At 45.0% G+C, this 16,745-nt stretch carries 15 protein-coding genes; 9 read left to right on the top strand and 6 right to left on the bottom strand.

Annotation, left to right across the window (positions count from 1 at the left end; genetic code table 11):
• The first annotated feature begins 347 nt into the window (after window positions 1-347).
• From gyrB to METLIM_RS03300, 5 genes are all read left to right on the top strand, one after another.
• Window positions 348-2,267, top strand: a complete 1,920-nt coding sequence (gyrB, locus tag METLIM_RS03320) for a DNA topoisomerase (ATP-hydrolyzing) subunit B (protein ID WP_004076493.1) — start codon at window positions 348-350, stop codon at window positions 2,265-2,267.
• Window positions 2,257-4,827 carry a DNA gyrase subunit A gene (gene gyrA / locus METLIM_RS03315; protein ID WP_004076492.1) on the top strand — a complete coding sequence of 857 codons (2,571 nt, stop codon included), beginning with the start codon at window positions 2,257-2,259 and terminating at the stop codon, window positions 4,825-4,827. The genes gyrB and gyrA overlap by 11 nt, the downstream gene beginning before the upstream one ends.
• A gap of 227 nt (window positions 4,828-5,054) precedes the next feature.
• Complete coding sequence (locus tag METLIM_RS03310; RefSeq protein WP_004076491.1) at window positions 5,055-6,257, top strand: hypothetical protein; 1,203 nt, start codon at window positions 5,055-5,057, stop codon at window positions 6,255-6,257.
• Between the two features lie 198 nt (window positions 6,258-6,455).
• Window positions 6,456-7,139: a hypothetical protein gene (locus METLIM_RS03305; RefSeq protein WP_004076490.1), complete on the top strand. Its 684-nt coding sequence runs from the start codon at window positions 6,456-6,458 to the stop codon at window positions 7,137-7,139.
• Window positions 7,140-7,147: 8 nt separating this feature from the next.
• Window positions 7,148-7,564, top strand: coding sequence for a secondary thiamine-phosphate synthase enzyme YjbQ (locus tag METLIM_RS03300; RefSeq protein WP_004076489.1), 417 nt, complete (start codon window positions 7,148-7,150; stop codon window positions 7,562-7,564).
• A 218-nt stretch (window positions 7,565-7,782) separates the two neighbouring features.
• On the opposite strand, the gene METLIM_RS03295 is transcribed toward METLIM_RS03300, so the two are convergent.
• Window positions 7,783-8,046 carry a UPF0147 family protein gene (locus tag METLIM_RS03295; RefSeq protein WP_004076488.1) on the bottom strand — a complete coding sequence of 88 codons (264 nt, stop codon included), beginning with the start codon at window positions 8,044-8,046 and terminating at the stop codon, window positions 7,783-7,785.
• Window positions 8,047-8,111: 65 nt separating this feature from the next.
• Here METLIM_RS03295 and METLIM_RS03290 point away from each other — a divergent pair, with 65 nt between their 5' ends.
• Complete coding sequence (locus tag METLIM_RS03290; RefSeq protein ID WP_004076487.1) at window positions 8,112-8,564, top strand: Sjogren's syndrome/scleroderma autoantigen 1 family protein; 453 nt, start codon at window positions 8,112-8,114, stop codon at window positions 8,562-8,564.
• A gap of 46 nt (window positions 8,565-8,610) precedes the next feature.
• On the opposite strand, the gene METLIM_RS03285 is transcribed toward METLIM_RS03290, so the two are convergent.
• Both METLIM_RS03285 and glyS read right to left on the bottom strand, forming a co-directional pair.
• On the bottom strand, window positions 8,611-10,941 hold the full coding sequence (locus METLIM_RS03285; RefSeq protein WP_004076486.1) for a DEAD/DEAH box helicase: 2,331 nt from the start codon (window positions 10,939-10,941) through the stop codon (window positions 8,611-8,613).
• A gap of 9 nt (window positions 10,942-10,950) precedes the next feature.
• Entirely contained in the window at window positions 10,951-12,672 is a 1,722-nt protein-coding gene (glyS, locus tag METLIM_RS03280; protein WP_004076485.1) for a glycine--tRNA ligase, read from the bottom strand.
• 255 nt (window positions 12,673-12,927) lie between these two features.
• On the opposite strand from glyS, the gene METLIM_RS03275 reads away from it, so the two are divergent.
• Window positions 12,928-13,563 (top strand): hypothetical protein, encoded by a 636-nt coding sequence (locus METLIM_RS03275; protein ID WP_004076484.1) that lies wholly within the window; start codon window positions 12,928-12,930, stop codon window positions 13,561-13,563.
• A gap of 143 nt (window positions 13,564-13,706) precedes the next feature.
• Window positions 13,707-14,378 carry a metal-dependent hydrolase gene (locus METLIM_RS03270; protein ID WP_004076483.1) on the top strand — a complete coding sequence of 224 codons (672 nt, stop codon included), beginning with the start codon at window positions 13,707-13,709 and terminating at the stop codon, window positions 14,376-14,378.
• Window positions 14,379-14,635: 257 nt separating this feature from the next.
• Here the strand turns inward: METLIM_RS03270 and METLIM_RS03265 are convergent, their stop codons facing one another.
• On the bottom strand, window positions 14,636-14,854 hold the full coding sequence (locus METLIM_RS03265) for a type II toxin-antitoxin system HicA family toxin (RefSeq protein WP_004076482.1): 219 nt from the start codon (window positions 14,852-14,854) through the stop codon (window positions 14,636-14,638).
• Window positions 14,851-15,087, bottom strand: a complete 237-nt coding sequence (locus tag METLIM_RS03260; protein WP_004076481.1) for a type II toxin-antitoxin system HicB family antitoxin — start codon at window positions 15,085-15,087, stop codon at window positions 14,851-14,853. The genes METLIM_RS03265 and METLIM_RS03260 overlap by 4 nt, the downstream gene beginning before the upstream one ends.
• A gap of 319 nt (window positions 15,088-15,406) precedes the next feature.
• Here METLIM_RS03260 and METLIM_RS03255 point away from each other — a divergent pair, with 319 nt between their 5' ends.
• The gene (locus tag METLIM_RS03255) at window positions 15,407-16,303 is read left to right on the top strand and encodes a GNAT family N-acetyltransferase (protein ID WP_004076480.1); all 897 of its coding nucleotides are present in this window, start codon (window positions 15,407-15,409) and stop codon (window positions 16,301-16,303) included.
• Window positions 16,304-16,332: 29 nt separating this feature from the next.
• Here METLIM_RS03255 and METLIM_RS03250 read toward each other — a convergent pair whose 3' ends face one another.
• Entirely contained in the window at window positions 16,333-16,539 is a 207-nt protein-coding gene (locus METLIM_RS03250) for a hypothetical protein (RefSeq protein WP_004076479.1), read from the bottom strand.
• Window positions 16,540-16,745: the final 206 nt, after the last annotated feature.

The raw sequence follows: 16,745 nt of genomic DNA, 5'->3' as shown, positions 1-16,745 counted from the left end.
GGTCCGGAAAGTTCGTTTATTACTATTATGTCCGGTATAAGTGCATGTTTTGGGAGCATGTTCTGGAATAATCTCCGTTGCAATCCGATTATCTCAAAACATTATGCTGTGCATTATAATTATCAGCACGTATAAATGATTATTCCGGCTGAAAAACCAAAATATACTCATAATCTGTTTTTCCGGCTATTTGTGATCCTTTTATCTGCTTATAAAGACAATATTATTGCAGAATCTTTGCTCAGCAAATATTACATATTTTAGACGGAAGATTTAAATGAGTTCAGAAAATCTGTTTTTGAGAATATCGGTTAAAGAGCGCTTTAACACAGAGGGGGTAATTCCGGTTGGCTAAAAATAATTACAATGCATCAAATATCACCGTTCTTGAAGGTCTTGATCCTGTAAGAGAACGTCCGGCCATGTATATCGGAAGTACAGACACACGCGGTCTTCACCACCTTATCTATGAAGTGGTTGACAATGCTGTGGATGAAGCACTGGCCGGCATATGCAATAATATATCTGTCACAATAAACAGGGACGGTTCATGCACAGTTTCTGACGACGGAAGAGGTATTCCTGTTGATATAATGGACGATCAGGAGGGCAAAAGTGCACTTGAGGTTGTCATGACTGTCCTTCACGCCGGAGGTAAGTTTGACAAAAACACCTACCAGGTCTCAGGGGGTCTTCACGGAGTCGGTGTTTCGGTTGTCAACGCACTCTCAACATTCCTCAATGTTGAGGTGCACCGTGACGGTTACATCCATGAGATGGGTTTTGAGCGTGGCCTGGTTGTAAATCCTCTCTCATCAAGGGTGAATGCGTCCAGCAGCGGTCCTGAACATGGCACTAAGATCACATTCATGCCTGACCCTCTCATCTTTGAGACCGTTACTTTTGATTATGATGTCCTGAGCCACAGGATGCGTGAACTTGCATTCTTAAACAGTGGAATCCGGATTGAAATTGCGGATGAGAGAAATGATTTTGAGGATGTCTTCCATTATGAAGGCGGGTTGAAGGAGTTTGTAAACCACCTCATCTCAGGGAAAGAGGCAATCCATAAGGATGTTATCTATCTTCACACCTTTGACGAACCAAACAAGGTTGAGGTTGAGGTGGCGCTTCAGTATTCATCGGCATACTCCGAGACCATCCTTACTTTTGTAAACAGCGTCAATACCCGTGAGGGCGGGACGCATCTTGAGGGCTTAAAAAGTGCCCTTACAAGGGCTATTAATAAAACCGCAAAGGACAACAACCTCCTTAAGGGAATATCAACCCCGCTCAGGGGAGAGGATGTAAGGGAAGGTCTGAATACAGTTATCAGTATCAAGATTGCCGAACCTCAGTTTGAGGGTCAGACGAAGATGAGGCTTGGGAACAGCAATGTAAAGGGAATTGTTGATTCACTTGTCTATCAGTCACTGACAGAATATTTTGAGGAGAACCCCAAGGTAATCCAGATAATTGTACAGAAGGCTCTTGGCGCTGCAAAAGCAAGAGAGGCTGCAAGAAAGGCGAGGGAGCTTGCCAGAAGAAAGAGCACACTTGAAAGCGGCGGACTTCCCGGAAAGCTTGCCGACTGTTCTGAGAGGGACCCTGCAAAGAGTGAAGTGTATATTGTCGAGGGTGATTCTGCGGGCGGTTCTGCAAAGCAGGGCCGTTCAAGGCTTTTCCAGGCAATTCTGCCACTCAGGGGTAAAATCCTCAATGTCGAGAAAGCAAGCCCGCATAAAATACTTAAAAATACTGAAATTCAGGCACTTATATCTGCGATCGGCTGCGGTGTAGGAGAATCCTTCAATGTCGAGAAGGCAAGGTATCATCACATAATTCTGATGACTGATGCAGATGTCGATGGTGCACATATCTGCACTCTTTTGCTTACCTTCTTCTACAGGTATATGCCTGATCTGATTGAGAAAGGTTATATCTACATCGCCCAGCCGCCTCTCTACAGGATTGCAAAGGGTAAGATGGAGAAGTATGCCTTTAAGGAAGAGGAGATGAGAGCGGCTATTGCTGAATATGGTGAGAAGGGCGTATCAATTCAGCGTTACAAAGGTCTTGGAGAGATGAATGCAGAACAGCTCTGGGAGACTACCATGAATCCTGAGACAAGGGTTCTAAAACAGGTCGATGTTATGGATGCAACATATGCTGATGAGATATTCTCAAAACTTATGGGGGATGATGTTGATGCCCGCCGCGAATTTATTATAAGGCATGCAAAGGAGGTGACAAACCTTGACATCTGAAGAGATATCCACACTTTCGTCAGGCAGGCGTATCATCTCTGTCAATATTGAGGAGGAGATGAAGTCCTCCTATCTTGACTATGCCATGTCAGTCATCATCGGAAGGGCGATTCCGGATGTGAGGGACGGTCTAAAACCGGTCCACCGCCGCACGCTCTTTGCGATGGGTGAGATGGGCAATACCCATGACAAGCCGTATAAGAAGAGTGCCCGTATTGTCGGAGAAGTCATGGGTAAATATCACCCCCATGGAGATGCTTCTATATATGACACTCTTGTTAAGATGGCGCAGACATTTTCATACCGCTGCACTCTCGTTGAAGGTCAGGGTAACTTTGGATCAATAGATGGCGATTCTGCGGCTGCGATGCGTTACACCGAGGCAAGGCTTGACCCTGTATCAGAGGCAATTCTTGAGGATATTGACAAGGATACGGTCAACTTTATACCGAACTTTGATGAGTCTTTAAAAGAGCCTGTTGTTCTTCCGTCAAAGATACCAAACCTTCTTGTAAACGGTTCAGATGGTATTGCAGTCGGTATGGCGACCAAAATGCCGCCGCACAACATCGGAGAGGTATGCCGGGGAGTATGTGAGGTCATTGACAATCCTGAAATTTCTGTCTCTGAAATTATGGAGCATATCCCCGGGCCGGATTTCCCTACCGGCGGTGTGATTCTTGGCCGAAGCGGCATTGTAAATGCTTATGCTACCGGAAGAGGCAGGATCAAGGTCCGTGGAGTTGCTGAAGTTGAGGATATGGGGAAGAGGAGCAGGATTATCATAACTGAGATCCCCTATCAGGTCAATAAGGCAAGGCTGATTGAGCATATAGCGGAACTTGTCAAGGATAAGAGGATTGACGGGATCTCTGACTTACGTGATGAGTCTGATAAGGACGGTATAAGGGTTGTAGTTGAGCTTAAATCCGGAATTGTCCCTCTTGTGGTTCTAAATCAGCTGTTTAAACACACCCCTCTCGAAAGCACCTTTGGTGTCATAAATCTCTCGATTGTGGACGGCAAACCGAGGGTTCTTGGGATTAAGGAGCTTATTGGGGAGTTTATTAAGCACCGGAAAGAGGTGGTATTCCGGAGGACCAGATTTGAGCTTAAAAAGGCCGAAGACCGCCTGCATATCCTGAGAGGTCTGCTTTTAGCCCTTGACAATATTGATGCGGTAATTGCAGCAATCAGAGCTTCAAAAGACAGTGAAGAGGCAAAGGCCGCTCTTGTTGATAATTTCGGGCTTGATCTCATTCAGGCCGATGCTATTCTTAAGATGCAGCTCAGAAGGCTTGCGGCACTTGAGCACCAGAAGATTCTCGATGAGAGAGACGGTCTTTTAAAGGAGGTTGAGAGGCTCAACCTGATAATATCTGATGATGAGCATATCCTTGCAAAGATACGCGAGGAGACTGTGGAGATGGGTGAGAAGTTTTCAGATGAGAGGAGGACAAAGATCACCCACGATGTTGATGACTTTGACAAAGAGGATCTCATTGAGAATAAGCCGGTTCTGATCTCGCTGACCGGTGAAAATTACATCAAGTCAATGCCGCTTGATACATACAAAGGTCAGAAACGCGGTGGAAAGGGTATAATTGGAATGGCATGCAAGGACGAGGATGCAGTAAAATCGGTATTTGTGGCAAATTCACATGATTATCTTCTCTGCTTCACCTCAGCCGGAAGGGTTTACTGGCTGAAGGTATATGATATCCCTGAAGCTTCCCGCCAGAGCCGTGGCAAAGCCATTGTAAATCTGTTAAACCTCGGTGATGAGAAAGTCAGTGCCCTGATTCCTGTCTCGGAGTTTAAGAGTGATGAGTTCTTCCTCTTCTCAACCAAGCATGGTATGGTCGTAAAGATCCCGCAGGATGAGTTCTCAAGGCCGAGAACAACCGGCATGAATGCCATTACTCTAAGGGATGACGATGAACTCGTTGGTGTCTTAAAGATGGGCGATGACGGTGAACTTGTGCTGACATCAGTTCAGGGTCAGACTCTGAGAATGGGTGCGGACACAATACCTCTGAGGCACAGGAATGCTCTCGGTGTGAAGGGTATGAAGCTCCGTTTCATGGATGAATTAAAGGACATATCTGCGGTTGAGATGGACCATCTGCTTACTGTAACCGAGAAGGGATACGGGAAGAGAACTGACTTTGGTGAATTCAGGGGACACGGGCGTGCAACGATGGGTGTGAGGAACATCCAGACCGATGTTGCAGGCGGTGTTGTCGCATCAAGGGCAGTAAGCGATGACGACGAGATCATACTGATGAGCAGTTCGGGTATTGTCATCCGGACAAAGGTATCGGAGATATCGATTCAGAAACGCGGAACAAGAGGTGTCCGTGTGATGAAGGTTGATTCCGATGACTCTGTTGTCGGTTTTACAGTTCTTGGATCTGATGATGATGAAGAAAGCAATGGTGACAGTCCGGATAACTCCGGTAATTCTCTGAGTTCCGGTGAAGGCAGCGGGAATTCAGAAGATAAAAGTGATGCCCCTACGGGGAATAATCATAAATCAGGGCAGTCTGAACTGTTCTGAAGTTAACTCATGCGGATTAATCTGTATGGTTAATTAATCAATTTATTTTCTCAGAATTTTCTGAATTTTTATCAAATTTGTGTGGTGTCCGGTTGTTATTAACCGGAATCTTATTTTTCACCTGATTAAATTATCTTGGTTCTCTTCATATTTTGCCTTTTATTGGAATCTGTGGCGATGCCGGCGTTTCATAAGTTATATATCATACTTCTGTTTAAGTAATTATTATGGGGAATTCATTTTTATATGGCTGCATAACAGGGTTGCTGTTTATCTCTATTGTTATCGCCGGATGCACAACCGGGCCTGTTTCTACTTCAGGTTCTGATACAGGTGCAGATACGGCTGGTAACACAATGAATGATGATAATTCTGTGGGAACTTCTGCTGGAAGCACTGCTCCGGCTGAAACTCCGATCAAGATGAATGATGTTTTTTCAGGAGACAAAACTACAGAGACTGATACAGGGGCATCAGCAGATGAAACTGTCGCTGCCGTGGCAGAATCTGCTGTAAAATCAGGAGTTGCAGGAACAGCGGCTGATTATTATATGTATCCCGATGCTTATGAAAAATATGACATAGTCTATTTTGATCAATCGTCAGGCAGGTCTTTTACGAGATACGACTCTTATACAAATTCCTTTGTGGAACTTGGAGATTTAAAGACCACCAGACAGTATCCTGTTGTTGACCTGAAGAAAGGGAGGTCTGTGACAGAAAATGCAGATTCCGGCAGGAAATTTGTACTGCTTGCTGTTAAGATGGCTCTCGAGGGAGATACTATCGAGACTTTTGTATCTCCGGCCGCATCTGACTTTTCACTGATTGACGGTTCTGAGACATATGAGGCAAAACTGAATATCTGCCCTCCGATGGGAGCAGTTATTAAAAACAGTCTGGCAGATGATGAGGCACTTATCAGGAGTTATGCACTGGAGGATGTCGGTGATATCTATGTCGGACAGACTGTCTATGGTAAGCTCCACAATATGTCGGTTGCCGGTGAGAGGACCGGATGGCTTGTCTTTGACGTACCTGAGTCTTTTAAGCTGAATAAGGATACCTACCTGAAGATGAATGTCGGGGACAGCGGAGAGGCATACTGGCATCTGGCATATCTGAGGGCTGATGTATCGGTAAAGAAGAGTCCTTCAACAGGAAATATTGAGGTGTTTTTCAAAGGCGGAACTGATGAGAATGTCGTTGGCGGAATTGAGATTGTGGTCACAAAACCTGACGGTACGGTCAGCACAGAGCTAAGAGAACCTGAGGCCGGCGGGTCCGGTATTCCGGTCGGGACAAAGGTCAGTGCCAGGGCATCTGAACCCGGAGCAGGTACTGACCATGTCGTTGTCTATCTGGTACGTATGGACGGTGAGAAGTTCATAAAATATGAAGAAGATTTGAGTGTTGATTCGTCAAGGTAGCTGCCAGAATACAAATTAATTTATATTATTCTGAAACATTTCTCTTTTATTTTTTAATGTCCCGTTTATTTTTACTTTCTGACATTATCTGAATTTAATTTTTTACTGGGATGTTAAATCTTAATGTTTGGGAATTATTAGAATATTCATACTGAATTCTGGACTATTATTATATCATATCCCGCTCTAACTCAGTCTATGCAAAAAGGACATATTGCGGCTATTGCTGTTGTAATTCTTATAATGATAGCCGGAGGTTACATACTCCTGACAAAATATCCGGACGCAGTAAGATTTGGTTCACAGTCATCAGGCCCGGGAAATTCCGGAAGTCAGGTCAGTCCGGCAGGCACGACAGTTGTTTACCAGAACTCTGCTGAAAGTTCTTCAGCATCCGGAAATTCCAATAATGGCGGAGTTGCGGCAGTAACTGGCTATACAACTCCTGGTTATGTGTATGCCGGAGAGGTGGCCGGAACACCGTCTATGATTAAGCAGATGGATCTCTTCGGTGAACCTGTTGACTGGGACGGGGAACCGGGAAATGACGGCATTGTAATTCACTTTACATTCTATGATGAATATGGCAGAAAAGTCATCTTCGGCGGGTCATCAATAAGTGCCACAGTAACTGCATACACTCCGTCATTTGACAAACTCCAGCGGCCGGTCAGTCCGAGGAAAGTTCTGTATAAAGGGTATGCAACAATAACATCTTCTGATGAAGGAAGCAACAATCCTCTGAGTGGTCTTAGAATTCCATACAGTGAACTTAATACCGGAGAGTATGACCTTGGAATTGGCCAGATTAAGGTTAATATTAACCTGCCGGCAGGCGGAGAAGTGACGGCGGAAGAGACTTATCTTTATACGAGAAAATAACTTTTTTTATGAAGCATTATCCTCTGAATATCGATACAGCTGGTGAGGGTGATATCATTGATATCACTCCCTATGTCAGAAATCTCCTCTCTGAAAGCAGGCTTTCAGACGGCATTGCAAATATCTTCTGCGAAGGTTCAACAGCTGCCATAACAACGATAGAATATGAACCAGGAGTTCTTGAAGACTTAAGGAGGGCACTCAATGTAATCGCCCCGGCTGATGCTGAATATAAACACGATCTCGCATGGGGTGACGGCAACGGGAGATCGCATGTCCGTGCGGCAATAATCGGTCCGTCTCTGACCGTACCTTTCAGGGATAATAGTCTCCTTCTGGGCACATGGCAGCAGATTGTTCTTCTTGAGCTTGATGTGAGAAATAAAAGGTCAAGGAGAGTTCACTGTACATTTTCCGGAGATTAACCTAATTTCCGGGAAATTATTGTCATATCTCAGCAGATATGTCCCGTTTGCATTTTTGGTCCAATGGTTTTTTTCATCTGCCGGATGAACTACCGCCTGCTTACGCAGGGGAGATCATGCCTGAATAGTATAATTGTCCGAATCTCATTTTTTTACAAAAAAGCGGCATTTTACTATTATATCCGGATTGAAAAATGTATATTTTAAATGATGATTGTTCAGTCAAGCGGTACAGTCTCAAGCTGTGAGACCAGTCCCCAGATTCTTGTCCTTGCATGAACCGGCATATTCGGGTCGTTTGAGATCTCATCGATCATTGAAATTGCGGTTGCAGCACGAAGACCGAGAGTCTGTGTCTCATTTGTGAGGACTTTCTTTGTCTCGTCTGCAACTTTTCTGATGTTTCTTGGAATTGTTGAATCATCCATTATCTGCTGGAGCATCATTACGCAGTTATTTATGATTTTTTCAGGTTCTGCCATATTATATCACCATCCTATTATTAATTGGTGGTTGAGCATATATAAGATGTAGAGATGGTGCATAAATGAGAAACCCTGAGGATATAATGGCAGATTATCTGCTAAAAGGTGGTAAAATGCTTGAAAAAAGCTGTCCTGTCTGCGGTTCGCCCCTTTTTATTGTGAAAGGTGAGACGTTATGTGTAGTATGTGCAGAAAATTCGTCTGCTGCCGCAGAACAGCCTGTGATCCCGGATTCCGCAAAAATAAGTGATGTTGACCTTCGTCCCGGAGATGATCCCGTAAGTTTGACGGGCGCGCCTGATAACTATCCGCCTGCGTGTGCCGCTTCCGGTAATGCTGGCGGAAAAATCCCGGAGGTAAGAGATTTAGACCCGGATTCTTTATACCTCGATATTGAAGAGACCATAAAGAGCTTGTGCGCACGGGTAAGAAATACTGCAAACCCCGGAGACTGCCTCACCTATATGGAATGTATTCAGGCCGGGACAGTGGCGCTGAAAAATCTGAAAAACTGATATTTTTTTATTCACCGGAAGACTGACATTGGCAGGAAATTCCGGTTTAATACCTTTTTTTTGAGATGTCAAGTATTGATTCTGCAATCTTTCTTCCGATTCCGGGAACGCTCTCCAGTTCGTCCTCATCGGCATTGAGAATATTCTGAATTGTACCGAATTTTTCCAGAAGTGCCCTTGCATTTTTAAGTCCGACTCCCGGGAATGAAGATATGATATACTCCTGGTTCTCCCGCTTTGACCTGTATGCCTTCTGCTGGTGAGCACTCCGGTATGATGTACTGCCGCCTGCCTCCCTTGATGCCATGACATAGAGCATCTCAGCAGTGTCGGATGAACTTTCAGTCTGGAATACTGATACACCCATGCCTATTGTTATCGCCGAAAGTGCGCCCCTTATTGCATTCGGGTTGATATTTCTCTGTGAGTAAAGATCTCTTCCTTCTATTATCACAACAGGCTTTGGCACTTCCTCAGCCATCTTTCTTATCTGTGTTATAAGATCCCTTTCAACAAGAGTATCGACAAAATCCCTTGCTGTCTTTCTCTCAATGAGTATCTTATCTCCGATCTTATAGTCGCCATATTCAAGCCTTTCAATGGTGAGGGATACACCTTTCTTATACAGATTTTCAACGACTGCCGATGATGTCTCCCTGTCATCCGCAATTATGGCCGGACCTGCTGTTGTGAGCGGAAAGTTCTCAAATGAGGTCTGCCCTTCTGCGTGGACTGCTTCGCTGTCAGTCATCTGATCTCCGGGAGTTCCCGCTTCTCCTGTGCTGCCTCCACCGCCAAAGTTCAGAAGGCTGCCCTGTATCTCAGGCTTTCTCCCTATATTGTCCTTTAAGAGCGATATCCCTTTTTTCATGGACTTCTCTCTTGAACCACTTATATAACTGAATGTTTCATCAGTTGTGCCTTTGGTTATCAGGACTATTATCTTCCCGCTCCCGTGCCTGCCTGTCCTGCCTTTCCTCTGTATGCTCCTGATCTCAGATGGCACCGCCTCGTAGAATATGACCAGGTCGGTTGATGGGACATCAAGCCCCTCCTCACCGACAGATGTGGCGACAAGCACCCTAAACTCTCCTTCCCTGAATTTGGAAAGTGTTTCTATCTGCTTCTTCTGCGATAATCCCTTCTCACTGTCCCTTGATGCCTGGCCGATGAATCTTGCGCATTCAAAGCCTTCCTTATTGAGCCTTTCAGAAAGTAGGTTTACAGTGTCACGGAAGTTGGCAAATACCAGAATTCTGCTGTCCGGAAATTCATCCAGCTGTGCCCTGACTATCTCAGCTACCTTATCCGGTTTGGGATGTATCTCCTCTTTCCACCCGTCTGACCGGGCAAGCAGGTCCTGAAAGGTATGGTCTGCCGCCAGCCTTTTTCCTGCTTTGCTGCCTGAAGGTGAGAATGCTTCACCGGCGAGTTTGTTCAGGTATCCTTTCAGAATTGTGCTGCCCTGTGACTCTCCGAGTGTTACGGCATGCCTGATCTTCATAATTTCGGCATGGATGGATGCCGCAAGAAATGCGTCAGGCTCTCTCTTCTGGATATTCCTCTGGACCTGTGCATTGATGCCGTTTAGCTCCTTCATTGAGAGCTTATCCGGGCGGGGGACTGTGTATCCCATGTCAGAAAGGGTATTGAGCCTCTTTTCGAGAATTGATTTAAGTATCCCTACAGATTCTTCCAGTTTTTCCGGAAGTTCAACATTTACATATTCAACCTCCCGCTCATGGATGTAGGGCTTAACATCCGGATCATCTTCCGTTCTGCTCTCGACAATCTTTATTGTGAGATTTTCACAGACTTCATGAACTTTCTCCTCTTTGCTGCCCGGAGATGCGGTCATTGCAAGAATCAGGGGATTCTTTCCGGTCTGCATGTAACTTTCAGCTATAAATGCATAGGCATAGTTCCCGACTGCCCTGTGGCATTCATCGACTATCAGGAGGGTTACATCCTTAAGCGAGTACCTGCCGGCTATTATGTCATTTTTAATGACCTGAGGGGTTGCAAGGATAACCCTTGACTTCTCCCACATCTCTTTCCTCTGTGAGGTCTTTGTCTCGCCTGTAAAGAATGCAAACCCGGAGAAGTCATCGTCAGGATTTTCAGGCTCGATCAAAAGTTCGGTGAACATTCTTCTGTGCTGGTCGACAAGCGGCTTTGTCGGTGCCATCATCAGCATCTTCCCGCCGGCAGTCTTAAGCCTTGATGCGGTTGTAAGAAGAGCCACTGCTGTCTTACCAAGACCTGTGGGAAGTACTACCATGGTGTTTCCCTCAAGGGCATGCACAGCTATTGATAACTGGTACCTTCTCTCCTCAAGTGAGTCCGGTTTAATCAGCGGGTGGCTTATGTATTTCATCTGGTATCTTCACTTGCAGAGTGATTCAAAGTTAATTCTGCCTTTGATTAGTGAGTATAGTATTGCCGGAACTTCTTCTGCGGGAACCCTTGCCTGTTTCATTGTATCTCTGTCTCTTAGTGTCACTGTTCCGTCTTCCTTTGTGTCGTAATCAACTGTCACGGCGAAAGGTGTGCCTGCTTCGTCCTGCCTTCTGTATCTTCTTCCTATTGCACCATTGTCGTCATACTGGGCAAGTATGCCTTCATCGAGAAGTTTCTCTTCGATATTCCTTGCAATCTCTTCAAGGCCGTCTCTTGTCATTAGCGGAAGAACAGCAGTCTGGACAGGTGCAATTTTTGGCGGGAAGTGCAGGACACGCCTGATTTCACCGTCGACATCCTCTTCCTCGTATGAATGCTCAAGGACGGTGTAGATGACCCTGTCAATGCCGTATGAAGGTTCTATTACATGGGGCATGACATATTCTCCGCGAATCTCAACTTCCTCTTCGACAAGTTCATACATATCCTTAGGGACAAAATGCTCCTCGCCGTCTATAACAACTCTTGCTCCGTCCTCTCCGGGAACTGCATCTGCAAGGGCTTCTGAAACTGCTTTTGCCTTTCCCCTGAACAGCGGTCCGAGCCGTCCCATGTCTGCCTTCACCCTCTTCTGCATAACTTTTTCAGGAGTTTCGTACGGGATGAATACGGTAAATGGTTCATTGCTCTGTGAGGCATGTGCACGGAGGTCATAGTCCGTCCTGTCGGCTATTCCTACGGTTTCAACCCATCCGAATCTCTCAGAATATATCTCCGCATCCCAGCAGTCGGTTGCGTAATGTGCCCTCTCATCCGGAAGATGCTGCCTGAACCTGATCTTCTCAGGGTTTGCCCCGCAGGATATGAGGAAATCGTATGTGAGCGCGATATAATATGCCACATATTCGTTTGCTACAGTACCTGCTCTGACTGCATCTGCCATTCCTGTAATGGCGGCCTCCCGGTCGTTCTCCTGCTGCTCTATCCCTCTCAGAGGAACTTTCATATCAGCATATCTGGAGAACTGCGGGTGGTCTTTCTTATCCGGATGAACGAATATCTCAGCTTCAGCCTGGGTAAATTCCCTGAGTCTTATCATTCCCTGCCTGGGGGAGATCTCGTTTCTGTATGATTTTCCGATCTGGACTGCACCAAAGGGTAGTTTATCCCTGTAAAACCTGAGCAGGCGGTTGAAATCCGTAAATATACCCTGAGCTGTCTCCGGGCGCATGTATCCCTTTCTCTGTGATCCCGGCCCGATGTTTGTATGAAACATGAGGTTGAAGTGATAGACTTCTGAACCTGCAAACATCCCGCCGCACGCTGGACAGGGCAGGTCTTTCAGGATCTCTGTCAGTTCTTCTATTGGCTTTGTCTCTGCATTGGTGATGCCGTTTGCTTCCGCAATATGGTCGGCTCTGTGGAATTCACTGCATGAAGGGCACTGGATCATCTTGTCTGCAAATCCCTTTACGTGACCTGATGCGATGTATATCGATTCTTCGCCGATTGTCGGGCATTCGATCTCGAAGTAGCCTTCCCGGATGACATAAAAGTCACGCCAGAGATTCTCCACTTTTCTTTTCATCATTGCGCCGAGGGGGCCGTAGTCTATAAATCCGGCAACTGATCCATAGCATTCTGATGTCGGCCATACAAACCCACGCCTCTTTGCGAGTTCCATTATTTTATCATAGATGTCGGGCATACTGAATTACCTGATATGTTCTTAATAATTCTGTCCGGGAATTATAAAAGGTATATTAAAGTGATGTCTCTCTGAAATTTATCTTTAATCCGGCAGGGCTGTTATTCTCAGGCTATTTTTTTACTGTTTATACCTGATTTTTTTGTGAATTAACTATCCTGGCTGTTTATCTGTCGCTATGTAATATTTGTGTCAAATGAGAACTTATTTATGTGATTGCGATAATTATAGAGGTCTATCTGGTGTGGTAATAACATGGCAGCCGTCAGAAGAAAGAAAAAGACAAACTCTACAAGCAGGAAGAAGGAGCTATTGGATTTATTTTCCAATATCTCCGGAAAAACTGAAATTGTGGAGCCTATGAAGAAGATTCATGGTACCTTGCGTGATAAAGATGCAATTGAGCGCGAAGTCGCTTTAATTATGCGTGAAATCCTTGATCTGGGTTTTTTCAAGACCAAACTGAAACCAAGGGATCTCGCCTGTCTTGTATGCGGGTACTATGAGGGACGTAACGACACCGAGATTGCACGTGATCTTGGGGATGAAAAACTCTCCAAGACTGTGGCACGTGCCAGAGTAAGGCTGAAACTATTCCGCGATCTTGATTTTAAGATGCCTTTTGAGAGGGCAAAGATGGAAGTACTTCTCGAATCAGGGCAGACAATGAAGGATATAAGTGCAGAACTTGGAGTAAGCCCCTCAACACTTCGTGAATACCGGCATGTCATCGAGCAGGAGAAGGATGTTACTCTTGATCCATTCCTTGAGAGAATTAAGGATGTGATGGAGGATCGTGACCTTACTGAATCGATGACCGGCGGGCTTGCAAATGACGGACTTTCTGATGCTATAGACAGGACTGAAGCTGAACTGGCTGATATATCCTGATATTTTTTTAGCTTTTTTATTCGGAATTATCTCCTGCATAAGTGTACAGCATTTCACTTTTTCCCGGACTGTTCTCTTAGTTTTTTTTCACCGGAAGTTTTTCCGGGCAGGGTTAATTAATCAAAAGAACTGATCTTATCTGTATGAAGATCAAGTGGCTTGGACATTCGTGTTTTTATCTTGAAGGCTCAAAGAGAATTCTGATAGACCCATTTATGCCTTATGGCAGTTTTGACTGTATGCCTGATATTGTGGCAGTAACACACGGGCATGGTGACCATCTGGGTGAGACAGTTTCTTTGAATAAACTTACGGTCTGCCCCAATGAGCTTGCCAAATATCTCTCTGAACGGGGGCTTGAGACTGAACCGATGAATATTGGTGGTTCAATTGAGGTTTTGGGTGTCAGGTTTACAATGGTTCCGGCACTTCATTCGTCATGGTTTGAGATGGGCGGTGAGGGTGCATACGGCGGGCCCGCATCCGGTTTTGTGATTGAGATGGATGGTGTGAGTGTCTATCATGCCGGAGATACAGGGTTGTTTTCAGATATGAAGCTGATTCATGATCTCTATCACCCGGATGTTGCCCTGCTTCCTATCGGGGACCGGTTTACTATGGGGCCGGCAGAGGCCATGATGGCAGCTGAATTTGTCGGTGCTCCGCTTGTTATTCCGATGCACTACAATACTTTCCCGCCTATTGAGCAGGATGCAGGGGAGTTTAAGAGGGCGATTGAGACTGTTACGGATATGAAGGTATGTGTAATGAACCCCGGTGATGAGATTGATCCTGAAGATTACCTGAAGGAGTGATCCGGTAACATCTTCAGGTATATTCTCCTTCTGCTCTGCCGAATGATGTTTAACAGGAGCAGGTTTCTGATCTCTATCCGGTTATTCTGGAGGGCAGGTGCATGGCAGCAATGACACGGGGTTAGCGTGGTGAGATTGCCATCTGCAAAATGTCAGATTATTGCATTTAAATGAATGTTTACTGAATAATCAAATGATCCCGGAAAAGTTCCCTGAAAAGAGTGTATTGTGCTGCAATTATGTGTGTGGTGATATTTCTAAAAATCTTCAAAATCATCTTTATTTATGCCTGCCTGCTTTAATATCTCCATTAGTGTACCTTTAGGCAGATCTTTTTTATGAGCCGGAATAACAACCCTTTGCCTTGTCTCAGGGTGAACGTATATATGGTGACTTCCTTTTACTCTGTCGAGAAGAAAACCCTTTTTTTTGATAACTTTAATTACCTTTTCCGGGTTTAAATTAGGAAGCCTCATGCCTGTGCTTTAATCTGAAGATTATATTCTAATATTTCATCGTCTGAAGGTACAGGTTCACCATGTTCTATGAGACTTTCAATGTACAGCTCAACGGCCTCCCTTACCATTTCTGTAGCTTCGTCTATAGTATCTCCAAATGTAACACATCCCGGAAGTGAAGGTACATATGCTGTATATCCTCCTTCAGGTTCTTTTCTGAGCATAATTCTGAAATTATAGTTTTTTTCCATTTCGGGTGCCTTGTTTTAATGTCTGCGTAAAGTTATTTAATTATTTGTCAGATTTTCAGTAATATTTTGAGGCTGTTATGGATATGAAGGTCTGCGCCATGAACCCCGGAGATGGGATTGATCCGGTTGCTTATCCGGAGAAGTGATCCGGTAAGATCTTCAGGTATATTCTCCTTCTGCTCTGCTGAATGATGCTTTACAGGAGCAGGTCCTGCTCTCTCCGGCCGGGTGGTTGGGCTTTACAGTATGTCAAAAGCCCAGGGCAAGATAATCAGGGTGATTGGAAACCTTCAATTAATTTATATGTCTATTATTCTTTATGGCAGAGGATTCCGGAATTTCCGGCAGCTTTGAGAGTGATGGGGCTGAGTTTATCATAAGAAATATGCGGCCTGGTGAGGTTTCAACAGCAGTTAGCTTTGCGGCTGAAGAGGGATGGAACCCGGGACTGTATGACGGTGTGTGTCATTATGCCGTTGATCCTGCCGGCTGGTTTGTAGCTGAGTCGGAGGGTGTTGTTGTTGGTATTGTGCAGTTCTCAAATTATGATGATAATTTCTCATTCGGAGGATTTCTGGTTGTAAAACCGGAGCTTAGAAATCTTGGCATTGGTGATGCACTCCTGAAGGCGGGCCTTTCACATACGGAAGAGAGGATCTGCGGTGCAGACGGGGTTTTTGAGATGCAGGACACCTATTCCCGGAAGTACGGGTTTATTTTTGCGTACCGGAATATCAGGTGGGAAGGAAATATTGAAGGGAGGAAGGATCACGGATTTCTGAATGCGGCAGATGTTTCCTTTGAGAAGCTTCTTGAGTATGACACCCGTCATTTTCCGGCTGAGAGGAGAACTTTTCTTGAGAAGTGGATTAACCAGCCGGAGAGCACCTGCCTTGTAAGCAAAAAAGACGGTGAGATCACAGGTTACGGTATGATTCGGAGATGCGTTTCCGGGTGGAAAATCGGCCCTTTATTTGGTGAAGATGAAATAATTGCAGAAGAGCTCTTTCTTGCACTCTGCGGTTCAGTGGATTCTGGTTCAGTTAAGTCCGGCCCTGTTTACTTTGATACCCCTGAACCCAATGTGAAGGCGGTGGCAATTGCTGAAAAATACGGTATGGTGGAGGTCTTCGGCACTGCAAGGATGTATAGGAATGAGGTGCCGGAGCTTCCCTTAAATAATATATTTGGTGTCACGTCCTTTGAGATGGGATGAATTAACCTTTCCGGCGTGAAGGAGGGTGATTAATCAGAAAACTTTTCAAGAATTCTTTCAATTCTCTCAATTTTTTTATCCATTGATTCAACGGCCTTCCTGAGTGATTTTATTTCCATTTTGATCTCAGCAAGCTCATCTGTACTGTTGTAAATGGATTCTGTCTCTTTCTTCACCCATTCCCTGATTCGTTCTGTATCTCCCTCATTGAAGATTCCGGTAATTTTTGTGTTCATGATTCTGCTCCGGATATTTCTCTGGCTTAAATGCAGTTAAGATTTTTCCCGGTATTTTTTTCAGAATTTTCTGTTTCTTAATAAATTTTTCAAATATTGCAGGTTCTGAGTGCCAATTCTTGGATGTCATATGGATGTCAATCATGGATCTCATGGTGAGTGTCCTGTTAAATTTTCAGTTTAATCTATCTGTTTCTTCTCCGGAT

This window comes from Methanoplanus limicola DSM 2279, from assembly GCF_000243255.1.
Taxonomy (GTDB): Archaea; Halobacteriota; Methanomicrobia; order Methanomicrobiales; family Methanomicrobiaceae; genus Methanoplanus; species Methanoplanus limicola.
This window is presented reverse-complemented; position numbering and strand designations above follow the sequence as displayed.

Excerpts from the sequence above, each read along its gene's own strand:
- METLIM_RS03310 (WP_004076491.1), top strand. The coding sequence starts at position 5,055 with ATGGGGAATTCATTTTTATATGGCTGCATAACAGGGTTGCTGTTTATC.
- METLIM_RS03305 (WP_004076490.1), top strand. The coding sequence starts at position 6,456 with ATGCAAAAAGGACATATTGCGGCTATTGCTGTTGTAATTCTTATAATG.
- METLIM_RS03300 (WP_004076489.1), top strand. The coding sequence starts at position 7,148 with ATGAAGCATTATCCTCTGAATATCGATACAGCTGGTGAGGGTGATATC.
- METLIM_RS03295 (WP_004076488.1), bottom strand. The coding sequence starts at position 8,046 with ATGGCAGAACCTGAAAAAATCATAAATAACTGCGTAATGATGCTCCAG.
- METLIM_RS03290 (WP_004076487.1), top strand. The coding sequence starts at position 8,112 with ATGAGAAACCCTGAGGATATAATGGCAGATTATCTGCTAAAAGGTGGT.
- METLIM_RS03285 (WP_004076486.1), bottom strand. The coding sequence starts at position 10,941 with ATGAAATACATAAGCCACCCGCTGATTAAACCGGACTCACTTGAGGAG.
- glyS (WP_004076485.1), bottom strand. The coding sequence starts at position 12,672 with ATGCCCGACATCTATGATAAAATAATGGAACTCGCAAAGAGGCGTGGG.
- METLIM_RS03275 (WP_004076484.1), top strand. The coding sequence starts at position 12,928 with ATGGCAGCCGTCAGAAGAAAGAAAAAGACAAACTCTACAAGCAGGAAG.
- METLIM_RS03270 (WP_004076483.1), top strand. The coding sequence starts at position 13,707 with ATGAAGATCAAGTGGCTTGGACATTCGTGTTTTTATCTTGAAGGCTCA.
- METLIM_RS03265 (WP_004076482.1), bottom strand. The coding sequence starts at position 14,854 with ATGAGGCTTCCTAATTTAAACCCGGAAAAGGTAATTAAAGTTATCAAA.
- METLIM_RS03260 (WP_004076481.1), bottom strand. The coding sequence starts at position 15,087 with ATGGAAAAAAACTATAATTTCAGAATTATGCTCAGAAAAGAACCTGAA.
- METLIM_RS03255 (WP_004076480.1), top strand. The coding sequence starts at position 15,407 with ATGGCAGAGGATTCCGGAATTTCCGGCAGCTTTGAGAGTGATGGGGCT.
- METLIM_RS03250 (WP_004076479.1), bottom strand. The coding sequence starts at position 16,539 with ATGAACACAAAAATTACCGGAATCTTCAATGAGGGAGATACAGAACGA.